This window comes from Oligoflexus sp., from assembly GCF_035638955.1.
In the GTDB taxonomy this organism is placed as follows: domain Bacteria; phylum Bdellovibrionota_B; class Oligoflexia; order Oligoflexales; family Oligoflexaceae; genus Oligoflexus.
The window spans coordinates 21,729-42,907 of sequence record NZ_DASQYZ010000487.1 but is presented as its reverse complement, the minus strand read 5'-3'; the positions used below and the strand labels follow the sequence as shown (position 1 = coordinate 42,907).

General features: G+C 52.5%; 19 protein-coding genes. 7 read left to right on the top strand and 12 right to left on the bottom strand.

The annotated features are described in order from the left end of the window. The first annotated feature begins 856 nt into the window (after positions 1–856). From dacB to VE954_RS39760, 4 genes are all read left to right on the top strand, one after another. Positions 857–2,311, top strand: a complete 1,455-nt coding sequence (gene dacB, locus VE954_RS39775) for a D-alanyl-D-alanine carboxypeptidase/D-alanyl-D-alanine endopeptidase (protein WP_324963678.1) — start codon at positions 857–859, stop codon at positions 2,309–2,311. Between the two features lie 78 nt (positions 2,312–2,389). Further along, a complete protein-coding gene (locus tag VE954_RS39770; protein ID WP_324963676.1) occupies positions 2,390–3,784 on the top strand; it encodes an FAD-binding oxidoreductase in 1,395 nt (464 codons plus the stop codon). Continuing rightward, on the top strand, positions 3,781–4,512 hold the full coding sequence (locus VE954_RS39765) for a helix-turn-helix transcriptional regulator (RefSeq protein WP_324963674.1): 732 nt from the start codon (positions 3,781–3,783) through the stop codon (positions 4,510–4,512). Before VE954_RS39770 ends, VE954_RS39765 begins: the two co-directional genes overlap by 4 nt. Beyond that, positions 4,509–4,796 (top strand): hypothetical protein, encoded by a 288-nt coding sequence (locus VE954_RS39760; RefSeq protein WP_324963672.1) that lies wholly within the window; start codon positions 4,509–4,511, stop codon positions 4,794–4,796. Before VE954_RS39765 ends, VE954_RS39760 begins: the two co-directional genes overlap by 4 nt. 3 nt (positions 4,797–4,799) lie before the next feature. On the opposite strand, the gene VE954_RS39755 is transcribed toward VE954_RS39760, so the two are convergent. Genes VE954_RS39755 through VE954_RS39740 form a run of 4 tightly spaced genes read right to left on the bottom strand, consistent with a single transcriptional unit; the run spans position 4,800 to position 10,299 of the window. Then, positions 4,800–5,813: an SGNH/GDSL hydrolase family protein gene (locus VE954_RS39755; protein WP_324963670.1), complete on the bottom strand. Its 1,014-nt coding sequence runs from the start codon at positions 5,811–5,813 to the stop codon at positions 4,800–4,802. Between the two features lie 14 nt (positions 5,814–5,827). Next, entirely contained in the window at positions 5,828–6,376 is a 549-nt protein-coding gene (locus VE954_RS39750) for a PDC sensor domain-containing protein (protein WP_324963668.1), read from the bottom strand. 18 nt (positions 6,377–6,394) lie between these two features. Further along, complete coding sequence (locus tag VE954_RS39745) at positions 6,395–8,089, bottom strand: methyl-accepting chemotaxis protein (RefSeq protein ID WP_324963666.1); 1,695 nt, start codon at positions 8,087–8,089, stop codon at positions 6,395–6,397. A gap of 20 nt (positions 8,090–8,109) precedes the next feature. Continuing rightward, positions 8,110–10,299 carry a response regulator gene (locus VE954_RS39740; RefSeq protein WP_324963664.1) on the bottom strand — a complete coding sequence of 730 codons (2,190 nt, stop codon included), beginning with the start codon at positions 10,297–10,299 and terminating at the stop codon, positions 8,110–8,112. A 172-nt stretch (positions 10,300–10,471) separates the two neighbouring features. On the opposite strand from VE954_RS39740, the gene VE954_RS39735 reads away from it, so the two are divergent. The 3 genes from VE954_RS39735 to VE954_RS39725 all read left to right on the top strand — a co-directional run bounded on the left by VE954_RS39735 (position 10,472) and on the right by VE954_RS39725 (position 13,642). Further along, positions 10,472–11,482 (top strand): lysylphosphatidylglycerol synthase transmembrane domain-containing protein, encoded by a 1,011-nt coding sequence (locus VE954_RS39735; protein ID WP_324963680.1) that lies wholly within the window; start codon positions 10,472–10,474, stop codon positions 11,480–11,482. A gap of 70 nt (positions 11,483–11,552) precedes the next feature. Beyond that, positions 11,553–12,788: a tetratricopeptide repeat protein gene (locus VE954_RS39730; protein WP_324963662.1), complete on the top strand. Its 1,236-nt coding sequence runs from the start codon at positions 11,553–11,555 to the stop codon at positions 12,786–12,788. Between the two features lie 59 nt (positions 12,789–12,847). Then, a complete protein-coding gene (locus VE954_RS39725; RefSeq protein WP_324963659.1) occupies positions 12,848–13,642 on the top strand; it encodes an alpha/beta hydrolase in 795 nt (264 codons plus the stop codon). On the opposite strand, the gene VE954_RS39720 is transcribed toward VE954_RS39725, so the two are convergent. The 8 genes from VE954_RS39720 to VE954_RS39685 are packed head-to-tail and all read right to left on the bottom strand — an operon-like array spanning position 13,639 to position 21,177. Further along, on the bottom strand, positions 13,639–14,235 hold the full coding sequence (locus VE954_RS39720) for a hypothetical protein (protein WP_324963657.1): 597 nt from the start codon (positions 14,233–14,235) through the stop codon (positions 13,639–13,641). The genes VE954_RS39725 and VE954_RS39720 overlap by 4 nt on opposite strands. Before the next feature lie 22 nt (positions 14,236–14,257). Beyond that, entirely contained in the window at positions 14,258–14,680 is a 423-nt protein-coding gene (locus VE954_RS39715; RefSeq protein ID WP_324963655.1) for a PilZ domain-containing protein, read from the bottom strand. Positions 14,681–14,713: 33 nt separating this feature from the next. Beyond that, positions 14,714–15,124 (bottom strand): chemotaxis response regulator CheY, encoded by a 411-nt coding sequence (locus VE954_RS39710; protein ID WP_324963653.1) that lies wholly within the window; start codon positions 15,122–15,124, stop codon positions 14,714–14,716. 12 nt (positions 15,125–15,136) lie between these two features. Continuing rightward, the gene (locus tag VE954_RS39705) at positions 15,137–15,895 is read right to left on the bottom strand and encodes a FliA/WhiG family RNA polymerase sigma factor (protein WP_324963651.1); all 759 of its coding nucleotides are present in this window, start codon (positions 15,893–15,895) and stop codon (positions 15,137–15,139) included. A 28-nt stretch (positions 15,896–15,923) separates the two neighbouring features. Then, positions 15,924–16,793: a MinD/ParA family protein gene (locus VE954_RS39700; RefSeq protein WP_324963649.1), complete on the bottom strand. Its 870-nt coding sequence runs from the start codon at positions 16,791–16,793 to the stop codon at positions 15,924–15,926. Beyond that, positions 16,790–17,965 (bottom strand): hypothetical protein, encoded by a 1,176-nt coding sequence (locus VE954_RS39695; RefSeq protein ID WP_324963647.1) that lies wholly within the window; start codon positions 17,963–17,965, stop codon positions 16,790–16,792. The genes VE954_RS39700 and VE954_RS39695 overlap by 4 nt, the downstream gene beginning before the upstream one ends. A gap of 22 nt (positions 17,966–17,987) precedes the next feature. After that, complete coding sequence (gene flhA, locus VE954_RS39690) at positions 17,988–20,087, bottom strand: flagellar biosynthesis protein FlhA (RefSeq protein ID WP_324963645.1); 2,100 nt, start codon at positions 20,085–20,087, stop codon at positions 17,988–17,990. Positions 20,088–20,100: 13 nt separating this feature from the next. Next, on the bottom strand, positions 20,101–21,177 hold the full coding sequence (locus VE954_RS39685) for a flagellar type III secretion system protein FlhB (protein WP_324963643.1): 1,077 nt from the start codon (positions 21,175–21,177) through the stop codon (positions 20,101–20,103). Between the last annotated feature and the right edge of the window lie 2 nt (positions 21,178–21,179).

Sequence of the window (21,179 nt, the reverse complement as noted above, 5' to 3'; positions counted from 1 at the left end):
TCATCTTTTATGGCCTTCTTTCATCACAACCATACATCATGCGGCAGCAAAGAAAAAACAAAATTATCTCCGACCTGGGAGATGGCGGCAGCCCTTATATCTCCAACCAAACCCGTCTGTCCCCTCGCTGACTCGGGACGGGCTATGGTTGGAGTATTACGGTCTGACTCGATAAAGAGGATCAGCGCAAAGAAGATGAAAGTCCTTGCACTTTGCTGCCCACTGCGGCGTGCGTTATAAACAGCATGCCCGATAAATAGCATGCCGGTGGCTAACACAGGATGAAAATATAGGGTATAGTGCGCAAAAACCTGAACAGGCGTGAAGAGGATAAGACCTCAGCAGACCAAGGCGGACGCCGTCATAAACCAGGCATACCAACGGCGCTTTTCACTGAATATTTCGGTCATTTGCGTGCCGGCTTGACGGAATTTTTTCCGCCCAATTTTCATACAGGGGCGAACATCATGATTGCATTGGAATCTTTCCGCTTATTTCATAATTCATCAAGTTGACTACCTGGCCAGGCAATCGCATGATAGCTGCAAGAAACACAGATTCTTTGCCGACTTCGGAGTCAATCGAATGGATATGAATTCAGCGTGGTGGCGTTTGGCCATCACCATGTTGGCCATCAAGAGAAAGTCGTTTTCTTCACGAAGCCAGGCGCATACCACAGCACGACGTTGCCTGGCGACCTTCGCATTTTGTGGACAGTCATAATCGTGGGAGCCCCATCGCAACGCAAATCCGAAGCCTGGCGGGCGTTTTAACACATCTGAATGGCATGTGCTCTTTTCCTAGCGCGGTGTTATAATGGGCCGGAATTCGGTACGGCCTGCGGAAAGGATGCCTCATGCGTTTACCTTCGATCTCTGGACTTCTTTTGATTGCTGTCTTTGGAACAGGCGTTGCCAAGCCTGCCTCCTCGCTCACGAATATGAATGGCAACGTTGAATCCATTCTGGTGCAACGTCTCAGTGATGGGAAAGTGGTTTATTCCAGCGGCCCGGAGCGGGCTCTCACGCCGGCTTCCGTCACGAAAGTGATTACCTCAGCCGCGCTGCTGCATTATTTTGGTCCTGCTCATACCTTTAAAACCCGTTTCTATTATAGCGGCATGCGCAGTGGCGAAATGATTCAGGGCAATCTTTATGTGAAGGGCGACGGCGATCCCCTGGTCATCAGTGAAAAACTCTGGCAACTCGCGGCCGATCTTCGTCATCTTGGAGTCAAAAGTTTCAGCGGTGATCTCATCATCGACAACGATCTCTTCGATAATGAAAAGCGCGACTCGTCCAGGCAGGACGGCATCACGTCATCCGATCGAGCCTATGATGCGCCGGTCAGTGCTTTTGGTTTGAATTTCAATACTCTGCCGATCGCTGTTTCACCCGGTAACGATCCTGGAATGAAGGGGCGCGTTGAATTTGATCCGTTTCCCATACCCAATCTCCCGCTCGTGAATAACACGAACACGACCAGCGGCAGCAAAAGCTCCATTCAAGCCGTGAGGCAGAGTCGTGGGAATCAATCCTCCCTTGTGGTGTCCGGAACCATCGGCACCCAGGCGCCTATGGTCAAGGTTTATCGCTCGATGGGTGATGCGGTCGAGGAAGGCGGTGAGCAGCTGCGATCCTTTCTCACGGCTTCGGGCATCATGATTCATGGCAAGGTGAAGGAAGGTTCCACGCCGGTCTCAGCACGCTTGCTTTATACTCTGGAAAGCTACGATCTGGGCTTTATCGTGCGTGGCCTGAATCATTATTCCAATAATTTTATTGCGGACATGCTGGTCAAACGATTGGGCGCGGCCTTTCCGGAACGGGGCGCACCCAACAGCGACGGCAGCGGCACCCTACGAAATGGTGTGCAGGCCATTGAACGCTTTCTGCGAGATGAAGTCGGCATCAAGGATAAATTTGAAATTATCAATGGCTCAGGCCTGGACAATCGCAATCGCTTCAGTGCGGAACAGATCGTCAAAGTCCTGGTCTATATGCAGCGGAACATGCAACTCTATCCGGAATTTCTAGCCAGCTTCCCCTCCTCAGGCCTGACCGGGACCTTGGAAAAACGCTTTAAAAATCTGGGCGGCGGGGACATTCAGGGTCTTGTTCGCGCCAAAACGGGTACGCTTTCCCAACCTGTATCGGTGTCGAGTCTGGCCGGATATATGGGCCATCCCAAACACGGCATGCTGGCTTTTGCCATCTTGAATAACGGGCAAAGTCCGAGCAACCAACCCACTGTGGCGGAGTTTCGCAAACGCCAGGATCAGGCTTTGTACGAGATTCTCGAGAAGTACTGAAACGCCCCTGGAACACGCTAGGCTCAAGGAAATTTCCCTGCTAAGATCCTGGGCCTAAGCCTCATGAAAGGATATGCCGTGAACGCCGCGCACCTTGAAGCCTTCAAAGCCATCGTTACCGACTCGCGTTTAACCGTAAAACCCGATGATTTGCAGGTTTACGGCAAGGATTGGACTCGTTCCACTCCCAATCCACTCGCGGTGGTTTTTCCTAAAACCACAGACGAGGTCAGTCGGATCCTGCGTTACTGCAACGAGCATAAAATCAACGTCGTCCCGAGTGGCGGCCGAACGGGTCTGGCGGGTGCGGCCAATGCCTCGCATCTGGAGCTCGTGATTTCCCTGGAAAAAATGAATCAGATCCTGGGCATTGACCCGATCAATATGAGCGTAACCGCCGAAGCGGGCGTCATCATTGAAACCCTGCAAAAAGCGGCAAAAGACGCTGGTCTTTTTTATCCTGTGGATCTGGCCGCGAAAGGCAGCTGCCAGTTGGGTGGCAACATCGCCACCAATGCGGGTGGTTTGAAACTCATTCGCTACGGCGGCACCCGTGAGCAGGTCCTGGGGCTCGAGGTCGTCCTGGCCGACGGCACGGTGCTCGATCTGAACTATGATTTGCGGAAAAATAATATCGGCTACGATTTGAAGCAGCTCTTTGTCGCATCCGAGGGAACCCTCGGCATCGTGACCAAGGCGACGATGAAGCTGGTGACGCTGCCGAAGGATCTGCGGCTGACCTGCATGGCCACCGATAGTTTTGAAAAGATCACACAGCTGCTCGGTCTTGTGAACCTGCGCGGGATTCATCCCACGGCCTTTGAATTTTTCACCAAAGCGTGTTTGAACCTTGTTTTGAAGCACCAAACGCAAAGGCAAAATCCGTTTCAGGACAAGCATGCGTTTTATGTCCTGCTGGAATTTGAAAAGCAGCCCGAGGGCGCCAAGGATCCCATGGAGCCCTTCCTGGAGGAAGCCTTTGAACGCGGTCTGATCAGCGATGCCGTGATTGCCACCAGTTCATCTGAATTCCATAATATTTGGGGCCTGCGCGAACTGATCAGCGAATCCGTGTCGATGGAAGGCCTCGTTCGCAAAAATGATATCGCGCTGCCGATCAGCAGTCTGCCGCCCTTTATCAAGGAAATGGAAAAGGTTCTGGGCAACGTCAAGGACGTGCAGATGTTCCTCTTTGGTCATATCGGTGATGGCAATCTGCATTTGAACTACTCAGGACCCACCAGCATGGACTATGAAGCCTTTCGCAAACTCACGCGTGAAACCGAGCTTGAGGTTTTCAAACTCGTTGAAAAATATCGCGGCAGCATTTCCGCGGAGCATGGCATCGGCGTCCTGAAAAAGGCCGACCTGCATTTCTGTGCACCCAAGGAAGTTGTGACGACCATGCGCAAGATCAAAGCTGTGTTTGATCCCCAGGGCATCTTGAATCCAGGGAAGATCTTCGACCTATGACAACGACCGCTCAATCACTGGCCGCCGCGATCTCCCGCTGGCTGGATGGACGGCACACGCGGAGCCTGCAGATGCTGGCCCGTCTGTCGTCAGTGAGCTATTCCACGGTGCGGCGTGTGGCCCAGGGCGAAGTGGACCCTTCCCAGGAAGTGGCCATTGCCATCGCCTCGATCATCATGCCGGAAGCGGAACTGCGGGATTTTGTCGGCAGTCGTTGGCCAGCGCTCAAACGCTTTGTGGTGAATGTCAGCTATCGCACCACGGAAGATGATCTGGCCAGATTCCTGCATTCCGAGGAGCATCTCAAGGTGCTGGTTCTGGCGAGTTATGTTCATGGTGTCGATGAGAAGGACGTGGTTGAAGCCTTTGGGCAGGGTCTCCTGCCTTATTTCGAAGATGTCGTGGCCTCGGGCGTCCTGACCCGTAAAGGGGATAAATGGATTTTGGATCAGGACGTGGGCAGTTCCTCGTTCGCCCATGCCCGCCGCACTCTGGCTACGTTTATAAGCATGTGTTCCCGCAAAAATGATGAGCTCAAAGGCGCATCGGCAGCCTATGTGGGCTGGGAATCCCTCAACAAGGAAGCCGCGCTGAAACTCGCGGACCTCGAAGCCAAATTCTGCGAGGACGCTTTCGCCATCATTGGCGACAAGAGCAATCGGGGCGACGTTCTGGTTTTTTTTGGAACTCTGTTTAATATCCTCAAGGGTCAGGAGAGATTGATATGAAAGTCTTTTGGTTGTGCATGGCCCTTGTCTGTTCGAGTCCGGCTCTGGCCGGCGGCGCCATCGGTGGCTCGACAGGTTCCAAATGCAGGGAACACATCATTCTGAACAGAGTGGAATTTCAGCGTCTCGTACAGACGGCCTTGAGTCAGGGTGAGCTCATCATTCAAGGCGAGAACATGCGCGTGGAATCGCTGGATCTGAATGAGCAGGTGCTTCAAATGCGCTCGCTTGACGATGACGACTTCAGCATCATCTGGATTATCGAAGTTCGCGACTGGGATTGAGTCCTAAGGAAGCTGGCGGCAGGCCGCGTAGGCCTTATCCGCATCAACGGTCTGCAGCCAACCCGCTTCATGCAAGGACAAGAGAAAGCGCGCCGCATAGTAGCAGTGCATCCGGCTGTTGGGATGCGTGTAGTCCCAGAATTTTACCCCAAAATAATCCGCACAAAAATCAGCTTTACCATAAAAATTGCCGCGATAGTCGCCCTGATAGCAGGCTTCGGTCGTACTGGTAAAGCCATAGTCATCAGGTCTGTCCAGCGTCGCCTGATTGATTTCATAAGCATCAAACAGCGCAATGGATTTGCTGGGGAATTCCTGCTGTAGGTCCTGAATCAAGGCTCTCATGTTCTGATTATGGGCGCGGGTGACCTCACGATAATGGTCCACCGGTATCGGATGCGCCGAAGCGGGCGATTTCAAGAGTGAGCCCAACTGCGCCATGGTGCTGATAACAAGCCGCTGGACGGGCCCCTGGAGGAGCACACGCGCTGAGGCTTGGATGTGATCCCGCACCTTATCAGGGCGCATCTCATGGTCGCTGAGATAATCGTTGGCGCCGATCCAAATCACGGCCACACTTGGGTCGGTGCGAGGCGCTGCACTGAGATATTCGTCCACCTGCGTATCGAGCGGTCGCAAAAACCAGCGCATAGGAATGGAATCCAGCCGAGACGGAGCACCCGCCACAGCAAAATTCTGTTGGCGACAGGGCAAGGCCCCGCACACATAATCCGTCCAGTTGGGTCCGTTCGTCACACGGCCCTGCCAGTAGATTTCAGGTGGCATATAAAGACCAAAGCTGAGATCGTGCAAGCGCCCTGTATCGGATACGCTATCACCAAAGACCACGAGCTCATGGATGCCATGGAATGCGTCGGTAGGGAGCGCCGCGCGCAGAGATAATTCCTGGCCCGGCTTTACGAGGGTCTGCACATGCGGACGCGAGGACACGCTGTGACAGCTGGTCACAAGGTTCAGAAGTGCACACCAACGCAGAGTGATGGATCTGGACCTCATGAAGTGCTGCCTTTTTAAAGCTTGTTGACAGCCACGCCTATAACGAGCGAACCGATGGGTTGGCCCGCATCCAGGATCGGCAACGCAAATTGCACCTGACTCAAACCAGTAGACGCATCTTTTTCCGGCTGCCCGATCCAGGTTTTTCCGGCCATGGGTTCATCATGTTTAGGCTTGCCTTTGTGGGACCAATTGCTGGTTTTCGAAAGAAAACCCACCTTGGTTCCATCGGCGCCTGATACAAACCCTTCTGACATGACTTCTGATTTTTTATTCTGCAGGAATTTGGCTGTTGCATTGGAACGTAGATCCTTGACGATGGGATCCATGATGGTGAGAGTGGCCCACTTGTCCTGATCCATATCCTGGGTGCTCGCGCGGCCTTTGCTATTATAATCGCGAACAGCGGCGACCAGCTCCGGATTTTTCGCCCAATCATTCACCTGTTTGATAAGCACTTCGAGTTTTTTGGATTGATCCGCTGTCATGTCGAGAGCTCGTGCCTCAAAGGGCAGGATAGCCATGACCCACAGAAAAGCTGGCAGAAGGCGTTGCAGGATCATAAGGACTCCACGTTTAAATTATCCAACCTGAGGCATGGATTCGTTCTCATCTTTGTCATCATCGACGTCATCCAGTTCTTCTTCAAACTGGTCAGGGGCAACAGCCGTGGCATGGAGCGGAGCGGCTGTGCCATCGAGAAAGGTCCGTAGATGCTCGACTGTTTTTTCCATTTTTTCCGCTGACGCCAGCAGTTTGTGAACAATATCACTGGAGTCATGGGCTTTATTGGCATTGGTATCGGCCATCTGATGAAGCTGATGCAGCGAATTGGCAATTTCCTGGATAGCCTGGCTCTGCTCACGCGTGGCCGTCGATATCTGATCGGTGTTAAATTTCACATCGATCGAATGCTGAACGATCGCTTTCAGTTGATCACGGCCTTTGTCCACGCAGGCAATCCCAGCCTTGACAGCGGTCGTGGCATGCGAACGCACCTGATTCGAGCTGTCCTGGATTCTCTCGGCAATGGCGTTGACCTTGACGGAGCTGTCAGCCAGCAAATTGGAAATTTGATTGGCCACATCACCGGTCATTTTTGAAAGCTTGCCCACTTCCTCGGCCACCACAGCAAAGCCTTTGCCATACTCACCGGCCCTTGCTGCCTCCACAGAGGCATTGAACGAGAGCAATTTGGTTTGAAACACAATATCATTGATGAGGCGGGCTTTGTCTGTGACATCATGGAAGATGTGGGCGATGGTCGTCACATCCTTCGCTCGATCCTCCATGTTGCGAACAAATTCCTGGGTCGAGGCTTCGATGGTCTGCATGGCTTCAGCAATTTGCGCCACCGATTGATCACCCGCGACACTCGCTTCCTGGGCCAGCGAGGCAAGCTGGGTGGAACGGCTGGCATTCTGATGAGCCTTGTCCACCATCTGCGTGATTTCGGTAAGGTTGGCCACACAGATCTGTAAGGACTGGGATGTGCCGTGAGCCCCTTCATCCAGAGTCTGACTCAGGCCTTCCACTCTTTGGGCGGATTCAAATACTTCATGGCTGTGGGTCAGGACGCTTTTCATAATGGAGTGCAAGGACCGATCGATATTCTGTATCAGAAAAAGCCCGCTCATGGCGATCACAAAGAGAAGAAAAGCCACCATCCCTAGCATGCCAAGTCGGGATTTTTGGGTGAGACTCTCGGCTGCCGCTCGCTGCTGCGAGCTGGCTTCGGTGTTCCGGGTCGAGATATGGTCCAAATTTTGTTGAATGGCGCCGCGCAGCACTTCGATTTTCTTACGGTAACGATCCGCAAAAATCTCCCGATCGGCAGCGGATCCCGTGATCACCTGATCAAGAGATTGATTGATTTCAGTTTGGAAATCCGTCCAGGAGTTTGCAATGGCCTGGATCGGCTCAGCCTCGGCCGAGTCTATCTTCAAGGTTGATAGTTTTTTGAGCTGGGTATCGAATTTTTGCAGTTCAGCCTTGGACCGATGATAGGCCGCTTCAATTTCCGCGTCCGTGATGCCTGGCAGGGTAATCTCCAGAAGACTGATCTGACAATCCTTGAGTGATTTTTCGAGGGAATTGATCATTTCCATCGAAGATATGGTATCCGAGGCGAGGCTCGCGACCATGCGGTTGAGCGATTGAACGGCAAAGAGTCCGACCCAGCCGATCAACAGCAGCGAGACGATCGAGATGATCAAAACGCTGCCGAGGCGCCAGCGCATCGCCATGGTCTGGGAGATATGGGCAAGGAACTTCAAACGTATTGACCTCGTTAAGACTAGCCGCCGGTTGCAGCCATTTTATCGGCGCCCATGGATTCGGCTCGCTCGATGGCTTTTCTCGGGTTAAAGCGCACCTGGCCTTCCAGCATTTTGGTGATTTTTGCGCTGTGCACCGAACTTTTATAAACCATATGACAAGCCATGTCCCCGGGCTTGTTATCGACCACGGCAAGGACCTTGCCTTTTGCGGCTTCCTTGGCTTCATCGGCTTTGTGGTTTTCACTAGACTTGCCGGGAGCCGTGCCATGCAATTCACCCATAGGGCGATTTTGGGCGTGATCATTCTTCGCAATCGTCAGCTGGGTACCTTTTTCAATCGCGTGTTGGACCCTTTTGAGCAGGGCTTCCGCACGGACTTGAGTCTTGGATGTTTTATGCTGGATCGCCTGTTCGAGCGACGTTCTCGCTTCGATCAGTTGATTGGCCCGCACATGCGCAAAGGCTATATTATAGTGAACGATGCCTTTGATGTCGGGACGCTCATCGGGAATGGCTTCCAGAGTTTTCTTATAGCCTTCAATACCTTCCTGAATCATGCCGCATCGGGCCAGGGCCACGGAACGGTTGTTCATATAGGCCACGACGTTTTCCATGGCCTTCAGCTGGGCCATGATTTTCTTGGCCACACTCGTTTCGCCATTGTTGATCGCGGCTTTGGCTTCGGCTTCCATCACCCTTTGACTATCAGGATCGATGTCCTTGGCCTCTTCCAAAATTTCATTGGCCTTGCTGGTATCGCCGAGCTCCGAATGAATTTCCGCGATCTGGCAAAGGCGTTCCAGGTTCAATGGCGCCAAGGTTTGGGCCTTTTGAAAGCATTTTAAAGCGGTTTCGAATTCCCTAAGGTTGATCAGGGCCTTGCCCAAAAGGTTCAGAATAAAGATGGATTCACCGGCGTGCTTGATCGCTTCAATGCCGAAATCCCGGGCTTTTTCGTTGTCACCGGAGGCGTAAGCGAATTCGGCTTCGATCAGTTCCTTGGAACCAATATTAATGGTCGTATCCGCGATGTAACGTTCTTTGATTTTGGCAGCCTCATCGAACTGACGTTCGGACAGCAATTGGCGCATCTTGCGCTCCATGCTGCCCTGCTCGGTCGGCTGACGGTCCTGTTGGATGGTCCAGATGATGGATTGCACCAGTTCTTTGCGTTGAAAAGGTTTCTGCAGGGTGTGAGCCACACCCATCTCGCGCACAAAAGGTATGTCTTCCTTCTGGATGAGCGAGCTTACCATGATCACCGGCGTAGCCTTGGCGCCTTCCTCCTGAGCCCTCTGCAAAAACAAAGGCCCTGTGAGTTTAGGCACGCGCCATTCCTGAAGAATGAGATCCGGGTTATTGTGCTGCTTGATATGCTCATGGGCACTGATACCGTCTTCGAACGAATGAATGTTTTCCACACCCATCTCGGTCAGGGCCGACTGAATTTCCGTACGAATCGAGGTGTCGCTGTCAAGGATGATGGCGGTCTTTAATCCGAGCATGTTCATGCCCGTGCCAGTCACCTGGGTCATGTCCTCACCGGGAAGATGAGTGGCGCAAATCTGTTTAATGGCGCCTTCCAGTGAGCTATCAATTTTTTTGACCTGCGAAATGATGGCTTTCGCCTCATCGATCTTGCCGGTTTTAATCATGGGCACAGCCAGATTCAAATACTGACCCAGATCCCCTGGTGATAATTTCAAAAGTTGACGCTCAAAGGCCAGCAGCTCCTCGAAGAGCCCAAGGTTGGTCAAATTCTGGCGCAAATAGGAACCGGCCATCGCACTCGACTGCCAGTTGGATTTCTCATAGCGTTGCAGAAAGTCTTTCAGCTCATGGATGAGCGAATCTTTCGTGAAAGGTTTTTTATGATAGGACAAAAGCCCACGCTCAAAGCAGGCTGGCAGCACATCCATTTCCGTTTCTTCCACCAAAGCGGAGACACGCAGCTGCTGCAGGTCGGGAACCGAGTTATAGAGATTGAGCACCTGGAGCAGGTTTTCATGTTGATCGGAGAACACGGGTGTGATTAACCAACGGACCTTTTCAACCTCCATGAAGCTCAAGGCATCCTTGAGGTTGGGAACGCCGTTAACATCGGTGAAGCCGAGACTTCGGATCACTTCTGACAGAAGGGTACGGGAAGCGCCCGATGGATCGACCACCAGGACCTTGACGACTCTGTCTCTAAAAAATATATCCATGGCCACCACCGCTTAACGTTTAAAGCTGGCTCCTCAGGATTATCGACAATCCTGATGCCAGGATGAGGTTGGGTGGGTCCGGACGCTATTAACCCGCGACAAATCCAGGCAATTTATTTACAATCAGGTCCCCATAGTACGAACACAAGGGAGGAGCATCTTCGTGCTTCGAATGAAACCCATACTCATCACTGCCTTAAAGCTCGGCTTGGCCGTGACTCTCATCGCCTGGCTGGTGGGATCTGGCAAAGTGGACCTTTCTCAAATGCGCCGATTTGCCACTGAATACGACCTACTGGCCGCCACGATTGGCTACTGGGTCGTCGCTGCATGCATGATGGGGACCTGGCGGTGGAAAACCCTGCTCGAAGGTGCTGGCTACAAAATTACCTGGAAACGTGCCCTGCAGCTCCAGATTACCGGCTTCTTTTTCAACACGGTCATGCCCGGTGCTGTAGGTGGTGACATCATTAAGCTGGCCTACGTAATCCGTGATAACAAGGATAAGTCCAAGACCCAGGCGATGATGACGGTTTTGCTTGATCGTATTGTGGGTCTCAGCGGCCTTTTTCTGATCGGCTGGCTGTTCATGCTGGGCAGTTTGAAGGATCTCGTTCAGGATGCGAGCCTGCTGCCTCTGGTCACCATGATGGGCGCCGTGAGTCTGGGTTTTGTCGTGTTCTACACAGCGGCTCTCTATCATTACCGCGGTCGCGATCCCTTCCTCCGGTTTTTATCACTGCCCATTCCTGGTGTTGGCGTTTTTTATAAGCTCTATAACGCCCTCCGCACCTATCGCTATGCTCGCGGGGCCATTGCCCGCAGTATCATGCTGTCCTTGGCGATTCAGGGCCTGAGCCTCTGCCTATTTTATCTCATCACCACCAAGATTCTGGGTAATGCTCCCGAGTTTGGTCGGATTGCCTCGATCTTTCCGATTGGCGTTTTGACGACAGCCATTCCCGTCACACCTGGTGGTCTCGGTGTGGGTCACGTGGCTTTTGATCGCCTGTTTAACATGATTGGCCTGAATCATGGCGCGACAGTCTTTAATCTTTACGTTATTTCACAACTGTTGCTGAATCTTCTAGGGGTGATTCCCTATATCAGCCTGCGGCGTCACCAGCCTCTGCCTGAGAGCAATACGGATGTGGATAGTTCCGCGGTGATTTCCGCCTATTAGAATGTTTCCATAAAGTCCATGGGCCACCTGCCGATTCACCATCGGGTTTGTTTTATTATATGGTGTGCTTATGGCAATTGATCGCTTTATGGTTTTGGATGATACCACCGGCAACACGCTCTTCTTTGAGATGCTGCTGAAGGAAATGGGCTTTTCCAATATCACGATATCTCCGACCGGCGATGACGCTCTCATCCAGGCTGATAAGAATCACATTCAGTTTTTTATCGTGGCCTGGGAACTCAAAGGCATGCCTGGCACTATTTTTATCCAGAAAGCACGCTCCAAGAAGAAGCGCCGTTTCGTGCCCTGTATCATCTATTCCAAACGCATGGCGTCCGATGACGTGAAGCTGACCAGGGATCTGGGCTTTACCAATATCCTCTCGCTGCCTTTTGATCGGCAGCAGGTGAAGGATATGATCACGAGCATAGTCAAATACGAGAGCAATCTCGAGCCGCGTGAAAACCAGCTGCGCAAGATCGAAATGTATGTCTGGGATGGATCGCCCGGCGAAGCTTATAAAATGTTCACCGATGATCTGTTCTCCCCTGGTCCCTACCAGACGCGCGCTCTGCTCGCGGCCACAGAAGTCTTTATGGGTCTGGCCAAGACCGATAAGGCGGAAAAATGTGTCAACGACGCCTTGCGCAATCAGCCTGACAACAATCGCGCCATGCAGCTGAAGGCTCGCCTTCTGTCCCGCAAAGGGCTGCATGATGAAGCGATCGGTATTCTGGAAAAACTGGTTTCCGGTTCACCGAAGAATATTTCCAACAAGATCAATCTCGGCAGCGCCTATATCGAAGCCGATCGCCATGATGATGCCCGCCGCGTCTTCAAGGGTATTATGGATGAAGATCCCGGCAATCAGGATTGCAAGGATCAGATGGCCACGCTGGCCTTCAAGGAAGGCGACTTCTCGCTGGCCGAGCAGTTGATCGCGGAAACGGAAAATGGCAACGAGCTGGCTCGTGCCTTTAACAACCTCGCCATCTCTCAGGTCGCCAAAGGTGATTTTGATAAGGGTATCAGCACCTATAATAACGCCATGCGTATGCTGGCGGACAAAGCCCGTCTCTATCTGCTTCAGTACAATCTGGGCCTCGCCTATCGCAAAAAGGGCGCGCTGGAGAAAAGCCTCAAAGAACTGGCTCGCAGCTATACCTCCGAACCCTCCTTTGAAAAAGCCTATGTCGCCATTGCCCGGGTGGTCCAGGAACTCAAGGCCAAGGGCGTGAAACCTGAGGCGACGCTGATTCGGGATGTGAAACAGGCCCGTGAGATCGCCAAAAAATCAGCTTAAATTCCCCGCGTGCTTCGCCTATTCTTCCCCTCGGAATGACCGAACGGGAAGGAAACCTTATGCCCTTCATGGTACGCGATGACGTTGAAATCTTTTATGAAGTCCTGGGAACCGATGGGCCCTGGCTGACCCTGGTCAATGGCCATACCCGGAGCAGCCGCGATTTTCGCCTGTTGGCCGGCAATCTTTCCAAACAGGGCGTCCGCTGCCTTCTCTTTGACAACCGTGGCGCCGGTGAAACGAAGAACAGCCCTCATTTTACCCTGGATGATATTGCCGAGGACATCCTGCAACTTTGGGATGAACTCGGAATCGATCGTTCCATCGTGATGGGCCTTTCCATGGGCGGGATTGTCAGCCAGATCCTCACGCACAAAGCTGAGGGACGCGTGCAAGGGCTGATTCTGGTTTCCACCGCCAGCTCAGAATCGTCGCTCTCGTCAGCCGCGTTCACACCCTGGGGTCAAACCGAAGACAGTGTCTTTCAAAAGTTGCAGGCGTATTTTACGGAAGGTTTTCTGCAGCGGAATAAACTTTTGGTTCAGGCCATGGCCAAGCAGATCCTGCAGAGCATCACAGCGGATCATTTTGAAGAACGCGCCCATCATCAAAGACAAGCCATGCGAGGCGTCGATACGCGGACGTTTCTCGGCAGTCTGCACCTTCCCACCTTGATCATTCACGGCACGGATGATCGCATCATTCCCGTGTCCGCGGGTGAGGAGCTGGCGAAGCTGATACCCGGCGCCCAGTTGAAGAAACTTCCGGACGTCGGACATTTGGTTTTGGCAGAATATAGTAAAAATCTGACTCAGGATGTGCTGGAATTCTTGAAGAGCAACGGTTGGCTTTAAGCCATCGAGGCAATCAAATTCACATCCGACTCGGGCATACCGAGTTCGGCAGCCACTTGGGACGAGGATAGGCCTTTGGAGAGAAGAAAGCGGGCATCGACATACTTTTTGTCTTCGATCTCGGCCAGCACTTCCTGATAGGGAATTTTCTTATCAAAAAAGCGGGCCAGTTGCTCGGCGCGGGCAATGGCTTTTTGCAGGATCTGACGTTCCTCGCGGCTTTTTTGAATCACCGAACTCAGCACCGTGCGCTGCTTCTGTGCCTTGGCCAGAGGTTCCTGGATCTGCTTCGTCACATCACCGACCACGGACGCGACTTCCTGAGCCAGGATGCTGCCGCTGGATTTCAGGCCGATTTCCGTTTCGGTGGCCATGGTCGCGACTTTTTCATAGAGATGCTTCATTTCGGAATACTTGGTGAGCAGCTCATCCCGTACCGAATCACGCAGCTCCTTCAGAAGGCGCTGCTCTGCGTGAATCTCCCGCAGGAGTTCAATGGGATCTGCCTGACTGCGCCGACGAAAGGCAATCATCACGGCGCCCACCAGAATCAGATCCATGGCAATGAGGATGACAAGCAGAATGGTGATCATGCGGAGCTCCCAGCGAACCTGATTAGCCTTCCTGGAGGAATGCCTTCAGGACCTGTTCATCGATCTCGTCCATGTTCACAGTGCGGCACAGGACAATCTTTTTCTTGCCACGCTTGCCGACGTCTTCGGTCGAGACAACCTTGGCGAGAATCTTGAAATTGCCTGGTGTATCAATGCGGCTATAATCGACGAAACGCTGCTTGCGTTCCCAGTAATCCGGCATATTGATATGAATTTTGAGCAGGTCGCCCTCTTCATAATCCTCAGTCACCCGGAATTGAATTCCATAAGGGCTGATATGCACAGTCAAGCCTTCTTCGGGATTCAGTTCGGCATTGAGACCGTACCGCGCCACCGCCAGACTCAAACGGCGGTTGGAACGGGGATACTTTTTGACGAGATCTTCATTAAATGACAAAGGATTTTCGTCGTTTTCCTGGCTCATCCATCACCCTCCCTGGGAACACTTGACCGAGGATCACTTGGCTTTTTGCTTCTTAAGCATTTGATCTATCTTTTCCAGCTTATCCTTCAAAGCCTGTCCTGTAAAGGGCTTCACAATATAATTGCTGACCCCGGCTTTGACGGCTTCGATGATATTTTCTTTTTCCGCTTCCGCGGTCACCATCAGAAAAGGCAAATGCTTGAACTTGGGATCGGCGCGAACCGTCTTCAGGAATTCCAAACCTGTCATGTTCGGCATGTTCCAGTCCGAGACGATCAGCTCGAAATCACCATGTTCCTGCAGCGCGCGGTAGCCCTGCTCGCCATCTTCTGCTTCGGTGAAGTTATTGAAGCCGTTCTGCTTCAACAGAGTCTTGACGATCCGCCTCATCGTGGGAAAATCGTCCACCACCAAAATTTTAAGATCAGGTTTCAAAATCGTCATCGAAAGACTCCATTAATCCGATAGGATGGGCTTAAGTCGGGACCGAAGTTTCTCCACCGCCTGGGTATGCAGCTGACTCACGCGGGATTCGGTGACCTCAAGGATCTTGCCGATCTCTTTCAGGTTCAAATCCTCGTAGTAATACAGCGAAAGGACCAGCTTCTGCTTCTCAGGCAACTCTTCGATGTGCTTGACGAGAAGCTCCCGGACGCCTTTGCTCTTCAGCTGCGTGAAGGGGTTTTTCGAACTGACGTTCTCCAGACATTCCAGAAGGCTCTTGCGGTCCTGCTGATTGGGGCCGGACAATTCATCGATCGAAAGCAGGGTGACAGCTTTCACCTTGGCGATCATATCGTAGTACTCGTCCAGCTCGATCCCGAGAGCCTTCGACAGTTCCTTATCGGAAACCGCGCGGCCGAATTTCTGCTCGAGTTCGGCATAGGTTTTTTCGATCTTCTTGGCCTTATCCCGCACCGAACGCGGCACCCAGTCCTGGGAGCGCAGCTCATCGAGGATCGCGCCTCGGATCCGGAATTCGGCATAAGTCTTGAACTTATTGTCCCGAGAAGGATCGTATTTCTCGATCGCATCCATCAAGCCGATCACGCCGGCACTGATGAGATCGTCGATATCAATATTGGACGGCAAGCGTGCCGCAATTCTTTGGGCCACAAATCGAATCAGTGGAGCGTAGTCCATGATCAACTGGTCCCGAAGTTTGCCATCAACGCCTTTGGTATCCTGCTTATAGCGTTTGACAAGTCCCTTCACCGGATTGCCCCCCTTCGTATTCTCTAGGCTAGATGGCGTTTACGCTGCGCAACGTAGGTTGCGGAAACATCAGATCCTGCCAGCCACGCTTCCCGGATGGGTCGCGATACTCGTTGAGTCGCTCAAGAGTCTTGCGCGTGATTTCGTTCCAAGCCTGACCTGAACGTGTGTGCGTTATATGCTCGTCCGCCGCCCTTTGCATCATGACCGATCGCTCGACCAAGGCGTCTTTGGGCACAGTTCCAGCCAGAGTTAAATCGATTTCCAGAAATCTTCTCGCTACATCGGCCACGCGCTGATAAATCTTGAGCCCCTGGCCTTCTGATATCGCCTGGTTCACGATTATATTAAAGTTCTTGCGGCCATAGTTTTCGTGCATGACTTTTAGAAATGCGTAGGCATCCGTTAAAGCATGCGGCTCAGGAGTGGTCACCACCATGATTTCATCGGCGATCGAATTCAAGTGCAGAACATTACTGGAAATTCCGGCGCCACTATCAATCAAGAGCAACTGATAAGGCTTGGAAACTTCAGCGATTTTATCGAGCAGCTGCACCCGCTGAACGAGCTTCATGTCAGCGAGTTGGGCCAGCCCGGAACCTGAAGGAATGATACGGACGCCAAGGGGACCTTCGAGGATAATATCCTTGAGTTCGCAGCGTCCCTCGAGCACATCACCCAGGTTGTATCGGGCACGCATGCCCATCACGACATCGACATTGGCCAGACCGAAGTCGCCGTCGAGAATCATTGTGCTGAGTCCAAGACGACGAGCCGCGAGAGCCATGTTCACCGTCGTGAGCGTCTTGCCGACTCCGCCTTTGCCACTGGCAATGCTGATAATCCAGGGTCGGTCAGCTGGCTTTGCATCGAGGTTCAATTCCCTGTCCTTTCTCATAAACCAAATATTCTTTCTACAACACGTTCCCGACTGGCTCGCTCCAGATCTTCCGGAACGGATCGACCCACTCCAAAGAAACTGATGGGAAGGCTCCAGCGCAGGCTTAGGTTAAAGATCTCGCCATAACTCCAGGATTCATCCAGTCGATTGAATATAAGGCTCTGCAGACCAAGATGGGAAAAGCCGCGGATCATGCGATCCATCTGCACTTCCTTTTCCGTCATCGCCAGGGTCAGATGAAAGCTCACTGGCAAATCGATATCGCGGAAATCAAGGAGGTCACCCAGATCATCCTTGGCCCGGGGACATTCGGCAGCGCTATCCACCACCACCAGATCCCAATCTTTTTTCTTATTCAGAATTTCCAGAAGATCCCGCGGGCGCTCGACGGACTCATAGGCCATGCCGAGGACCTTGGCGGTCACACGCAATTGTTCCCGAGCCGCAATGCGCTTGTTATCAAAAGATACCAGCAGAACGCGTTGTTTATGGTCTGTTTTGTAGTGATGGGCGATCTTGGCTGCGGCTGACGTCTTGCCAGAGCCCGAGGATCCGACCAGGACATGCACGGCACGTTCACCCATCACGGGATTCCAGGGCGGAGCCACCTTGATGCGCTTCATCATCCAGCGCACGGCCTGGGTCTGATAGTGCTGAAACAGCTGCTCAGTATCGCTGGATTTTTCGAAGGGCAGAACCTTGAGAAATTCGCCCAGTTTGCTCATCTCAGCTTCATCAAGACCCATCATTTTCAGGCGTTGAAATATCTTGCTGAGGCCGGGATTCATGCCTTCGATGAGGGAGCCCTTGGATCGAGCCATTTCCTCATAAACGATCGTCCGTAGTTCATGGAGACCGGCGTCCAATCGGAAAAGGTCCTGACGACGAGCCATATCTTCACTGAGCGATTTGATCGAACGCTCAATCGTTTTAAAGTATTCAACCATTTCCACGAGATTATCTTTGAGGTGGCTGGTATCCTGACTGCGGCTCGCGCCCTTGACCGATGCCTGGCTATTCTTCGCAGCCGTGACTTCGTAGACCTTGCCCTTGGACCCTTCCATTTTCTTTTCGCGGGTATTGAGGATCACTGCGTCGGTGCCAAACTGAGTTTTGACAGCTTTGAGAGCGTCGCGCATCGAGAAAGCTTCAAAGGTTTTGACGTCCACGTTTCCTCCTTTCCTTCAGGCATTAGATACTGACGATACCGATCGATTTGGTTTGTGTTCCTGCGGGAATCTCATCAAAGGCCAGGACCACGACACCGGGAATAAAACGATTCACTAGCTGACGAATATCCCAACGAATGAGCGAACCGCAGAGGATGACCGGCTGGGTACCGGTCGTCTGAAAGGCCTCGAGAGTTTCAGCGATTCCGTTGAGAATTCGCTGGGCCATTTCCGGTTCCAATTGAAGGGAGGTTGAACCATCTTCCCGATGCTGCAATCCCGCAACGATCAGGTCTTCGATGGCGCGATCCAGAGTGATCACAACCAGTTTGTCATCAGGTGTCATGTACTTCTTAATAATACCACGGCCCAGGGCTTTGCGTACATAACGGGTGAGCATATCGGGGTTCTTGATTGTACGGCAATAATCAGCCAGCGTTTCGAAAATGGAGCGCAGATCGCGCACACTCACCCGTTCCGCCAGGAGATTTTGCAGCACTCGCACCACTTCACCAAGACTGAGTCGATCACCGCCGATGACTTCCTCAACGACCTTCGGCGCCTCCTCTTTCAGGCCTTCGATCAGGTTCTGCGCTTCCTGGCGACCGAGCAGTTCCGCAGCATGCTCTTCCACCAGTTTCGTCAAATGCGTGACGATCACAGTCGCGCAGTTCACAACCGTGTAACCACGGAAACTGGCTTCCTCTTTTTGGGATGATTTGATCCAAACCGCTTCCAATCCATAGGCCGGCTCACGACCCGGAATGCCATCGATGGGCTCCACAATATCACCCGGATCCATGGCCAGATAGTAATCGGCCATCAGACTGCCGCGACCAATGCAGTTGCCTTTCAAGAGGATCTGGTAATCACCGGGCTTCAGCTGAATATTATCCTTCACCATCACCATGGGCACGACGATACCCATGTCCTGCGCAAACTGCTTCCGCGAGGAAACAATGCGTTCGAGAACTTCGCCATCCTGCTGCGAATCCACCAGAGGAATCAGGCCCACACCCACCTCAAGGGACAGGGCTTCAATATGCAGAAGCGATTCGATGGAATCCTTTTTTGGATCCTTTTGCAGTTCCAGTTCCTTGGCCTCGGCTTCGACCTTTTTTTCCGAAGCCGTCTGGACTGCGTAACGACCGAGGAAAAAAAGTCCAACAGCCAGAATTCCAAAAGGAATCGTGGGCATCCCGGGCACAATCGCCAGCAAAAAGAGCAAAACCGCGCAGATGAAAAGGGCCCTGGGATAGCCCATCAACTGGTTGTTAACGGTTTGCGAAAGGCCTTCATCATGATTTCCGGTTCGGGTGACGACGATACCGGCGGCGGTGGAAATAATCAGGGCCGGGATCTGGCTGATCAAGCCATCACCGACGGTCAGCAGGGTATAAAGCTGAGCCGCTTCCTGGAACGACATGCCGTGGAAACCCACACCCAGGATCAGACCCACGATGATGTTCACAGCCGTGATGATGATACCCGCAATCGCATCACCGCGGACAAACTTCGAGGCACCGTCCATCGCACCATAGAAGTCAGCTTGCAGTTCAATCTTTTGCCGGCGTTCCCGGGCCTCCTTCCGATCAATCAATCCCGCGTTCAATTCTGCATCGATCGCCATCTGCTTGCCGGGCATGGCATCCAAAGTAAATCGGGCGCCGACTTCAGCGACACGGCCAGCACCTTTGGTGATAACCATAAAGTTAATGACGACAAGGATAACGAAGATGACAAAACCAACGAAGTAGTTCCCGCCAATCACGAAATTACCAAAGGAGCTGACCACCGCGCTGGTATGCCCGGTATGAGCCTCGAGGAGAATCGTACGCGTCGTGGCCACGTTCAAAGCCAAACGGAACAGGGTCGTGACCAGAAGGACCGTGGGAAAGGTGGAAAATTCCATCGTGTCGCGAACATAGACGGACGTCATCAGGATCATGAGCGACGATGCCACCGAGGTCGCAAGCAGGACATCCAAAAGCCACAGGGGCATGGGCAGGATCATCGTGAAGATGATCGCCACCAGGGCCAGTGCAAACTGCACGTCCGGGGACTTCATTATCTTGAGGATCGAATTCGATTCCTCAACTTTTCCTACTGTGGCACCGGCCATGATTCAGCTCCTACTATTTCCGACTGATTTTTTTGCCTTTGAGCAGGAACACATAACGGATGACTTCAGAGACCGCCTTGTAGAGGGATTCAGGAATTTCCTGCCCAACTTTGCAGATCTTATAAAGCGTCCGTGCCAGGGGCTTGTTTTCGATAATGGGAATATCCGATTCCTTGGCAATCTCTTTCATTTGTTTGGCCACAAGGTCCTGGCCTTTGGCGACCACGATGGGCGCGCTCATGCCCAGTTCATAGTGGATGGCGACTGCAAAGTGAGTCGGGTTAGTGATGACAGCCGTCGCGGTGCGGGTGGCCTGGATCGTCTTGGCTTGCGACATTTCCCGCTGCATACGTTTCATGCGGCCTTTGACGTGCGGATCAAGTTCGCGCTTTTTGTATTCCTCTTTCACATCCTGCTTGGACATTTTCATCTTTTTTTCCAGGCTTAGGAAATTGTAGAGAAAATCGCCCGCACCCAGAAACAGGAGGAGACCGACGACCGACCAGATCAGTGTTTTGGTGATCGCCGTCCAGTAAGCCCAGGACTGCAGATAGGTCATATTGAGAAGCCCGGGCATCTTTACCCACTCACCTTTGAGGATGATATAGGTCATGCACCCGACGATAAGCATCTTGCCGAGACTTTTTATGACCTCGACCACAGCCTCGACGCTGAACATTTTCATGATCCCCTTCATGGGGTCCATGCGGCTGAAATCAGGTTCGAGTTTTTTCCAGGACCAATTCAGTCGAGTCTGAGCAAACGTCACGGCTATCGAGGCGACCGTTGTGGCCACAAAGATGGGACTGACCATGATGAGAAGTTCGCGGCCGACATTCGCCATATAAGCCGCTACCGTTTTACCGGTCACGTGCTGCGTATCCAGATGCTGAAAATGAACAATAAGAAAATGCTGCAGGCGATCCACCAGCCACATCATATAATAGCTAAACATCCCGACCACCGCGGCCAGCACCAGAACCGATGTCACTTCACGGGAGACAGCGATCTGACCACGCTCACGAAATTCGTCGCGTCGCTCGGGACTCGCTTCTTCGGTTTTGTCCTGGCTATCATCTTCACCCGACATAG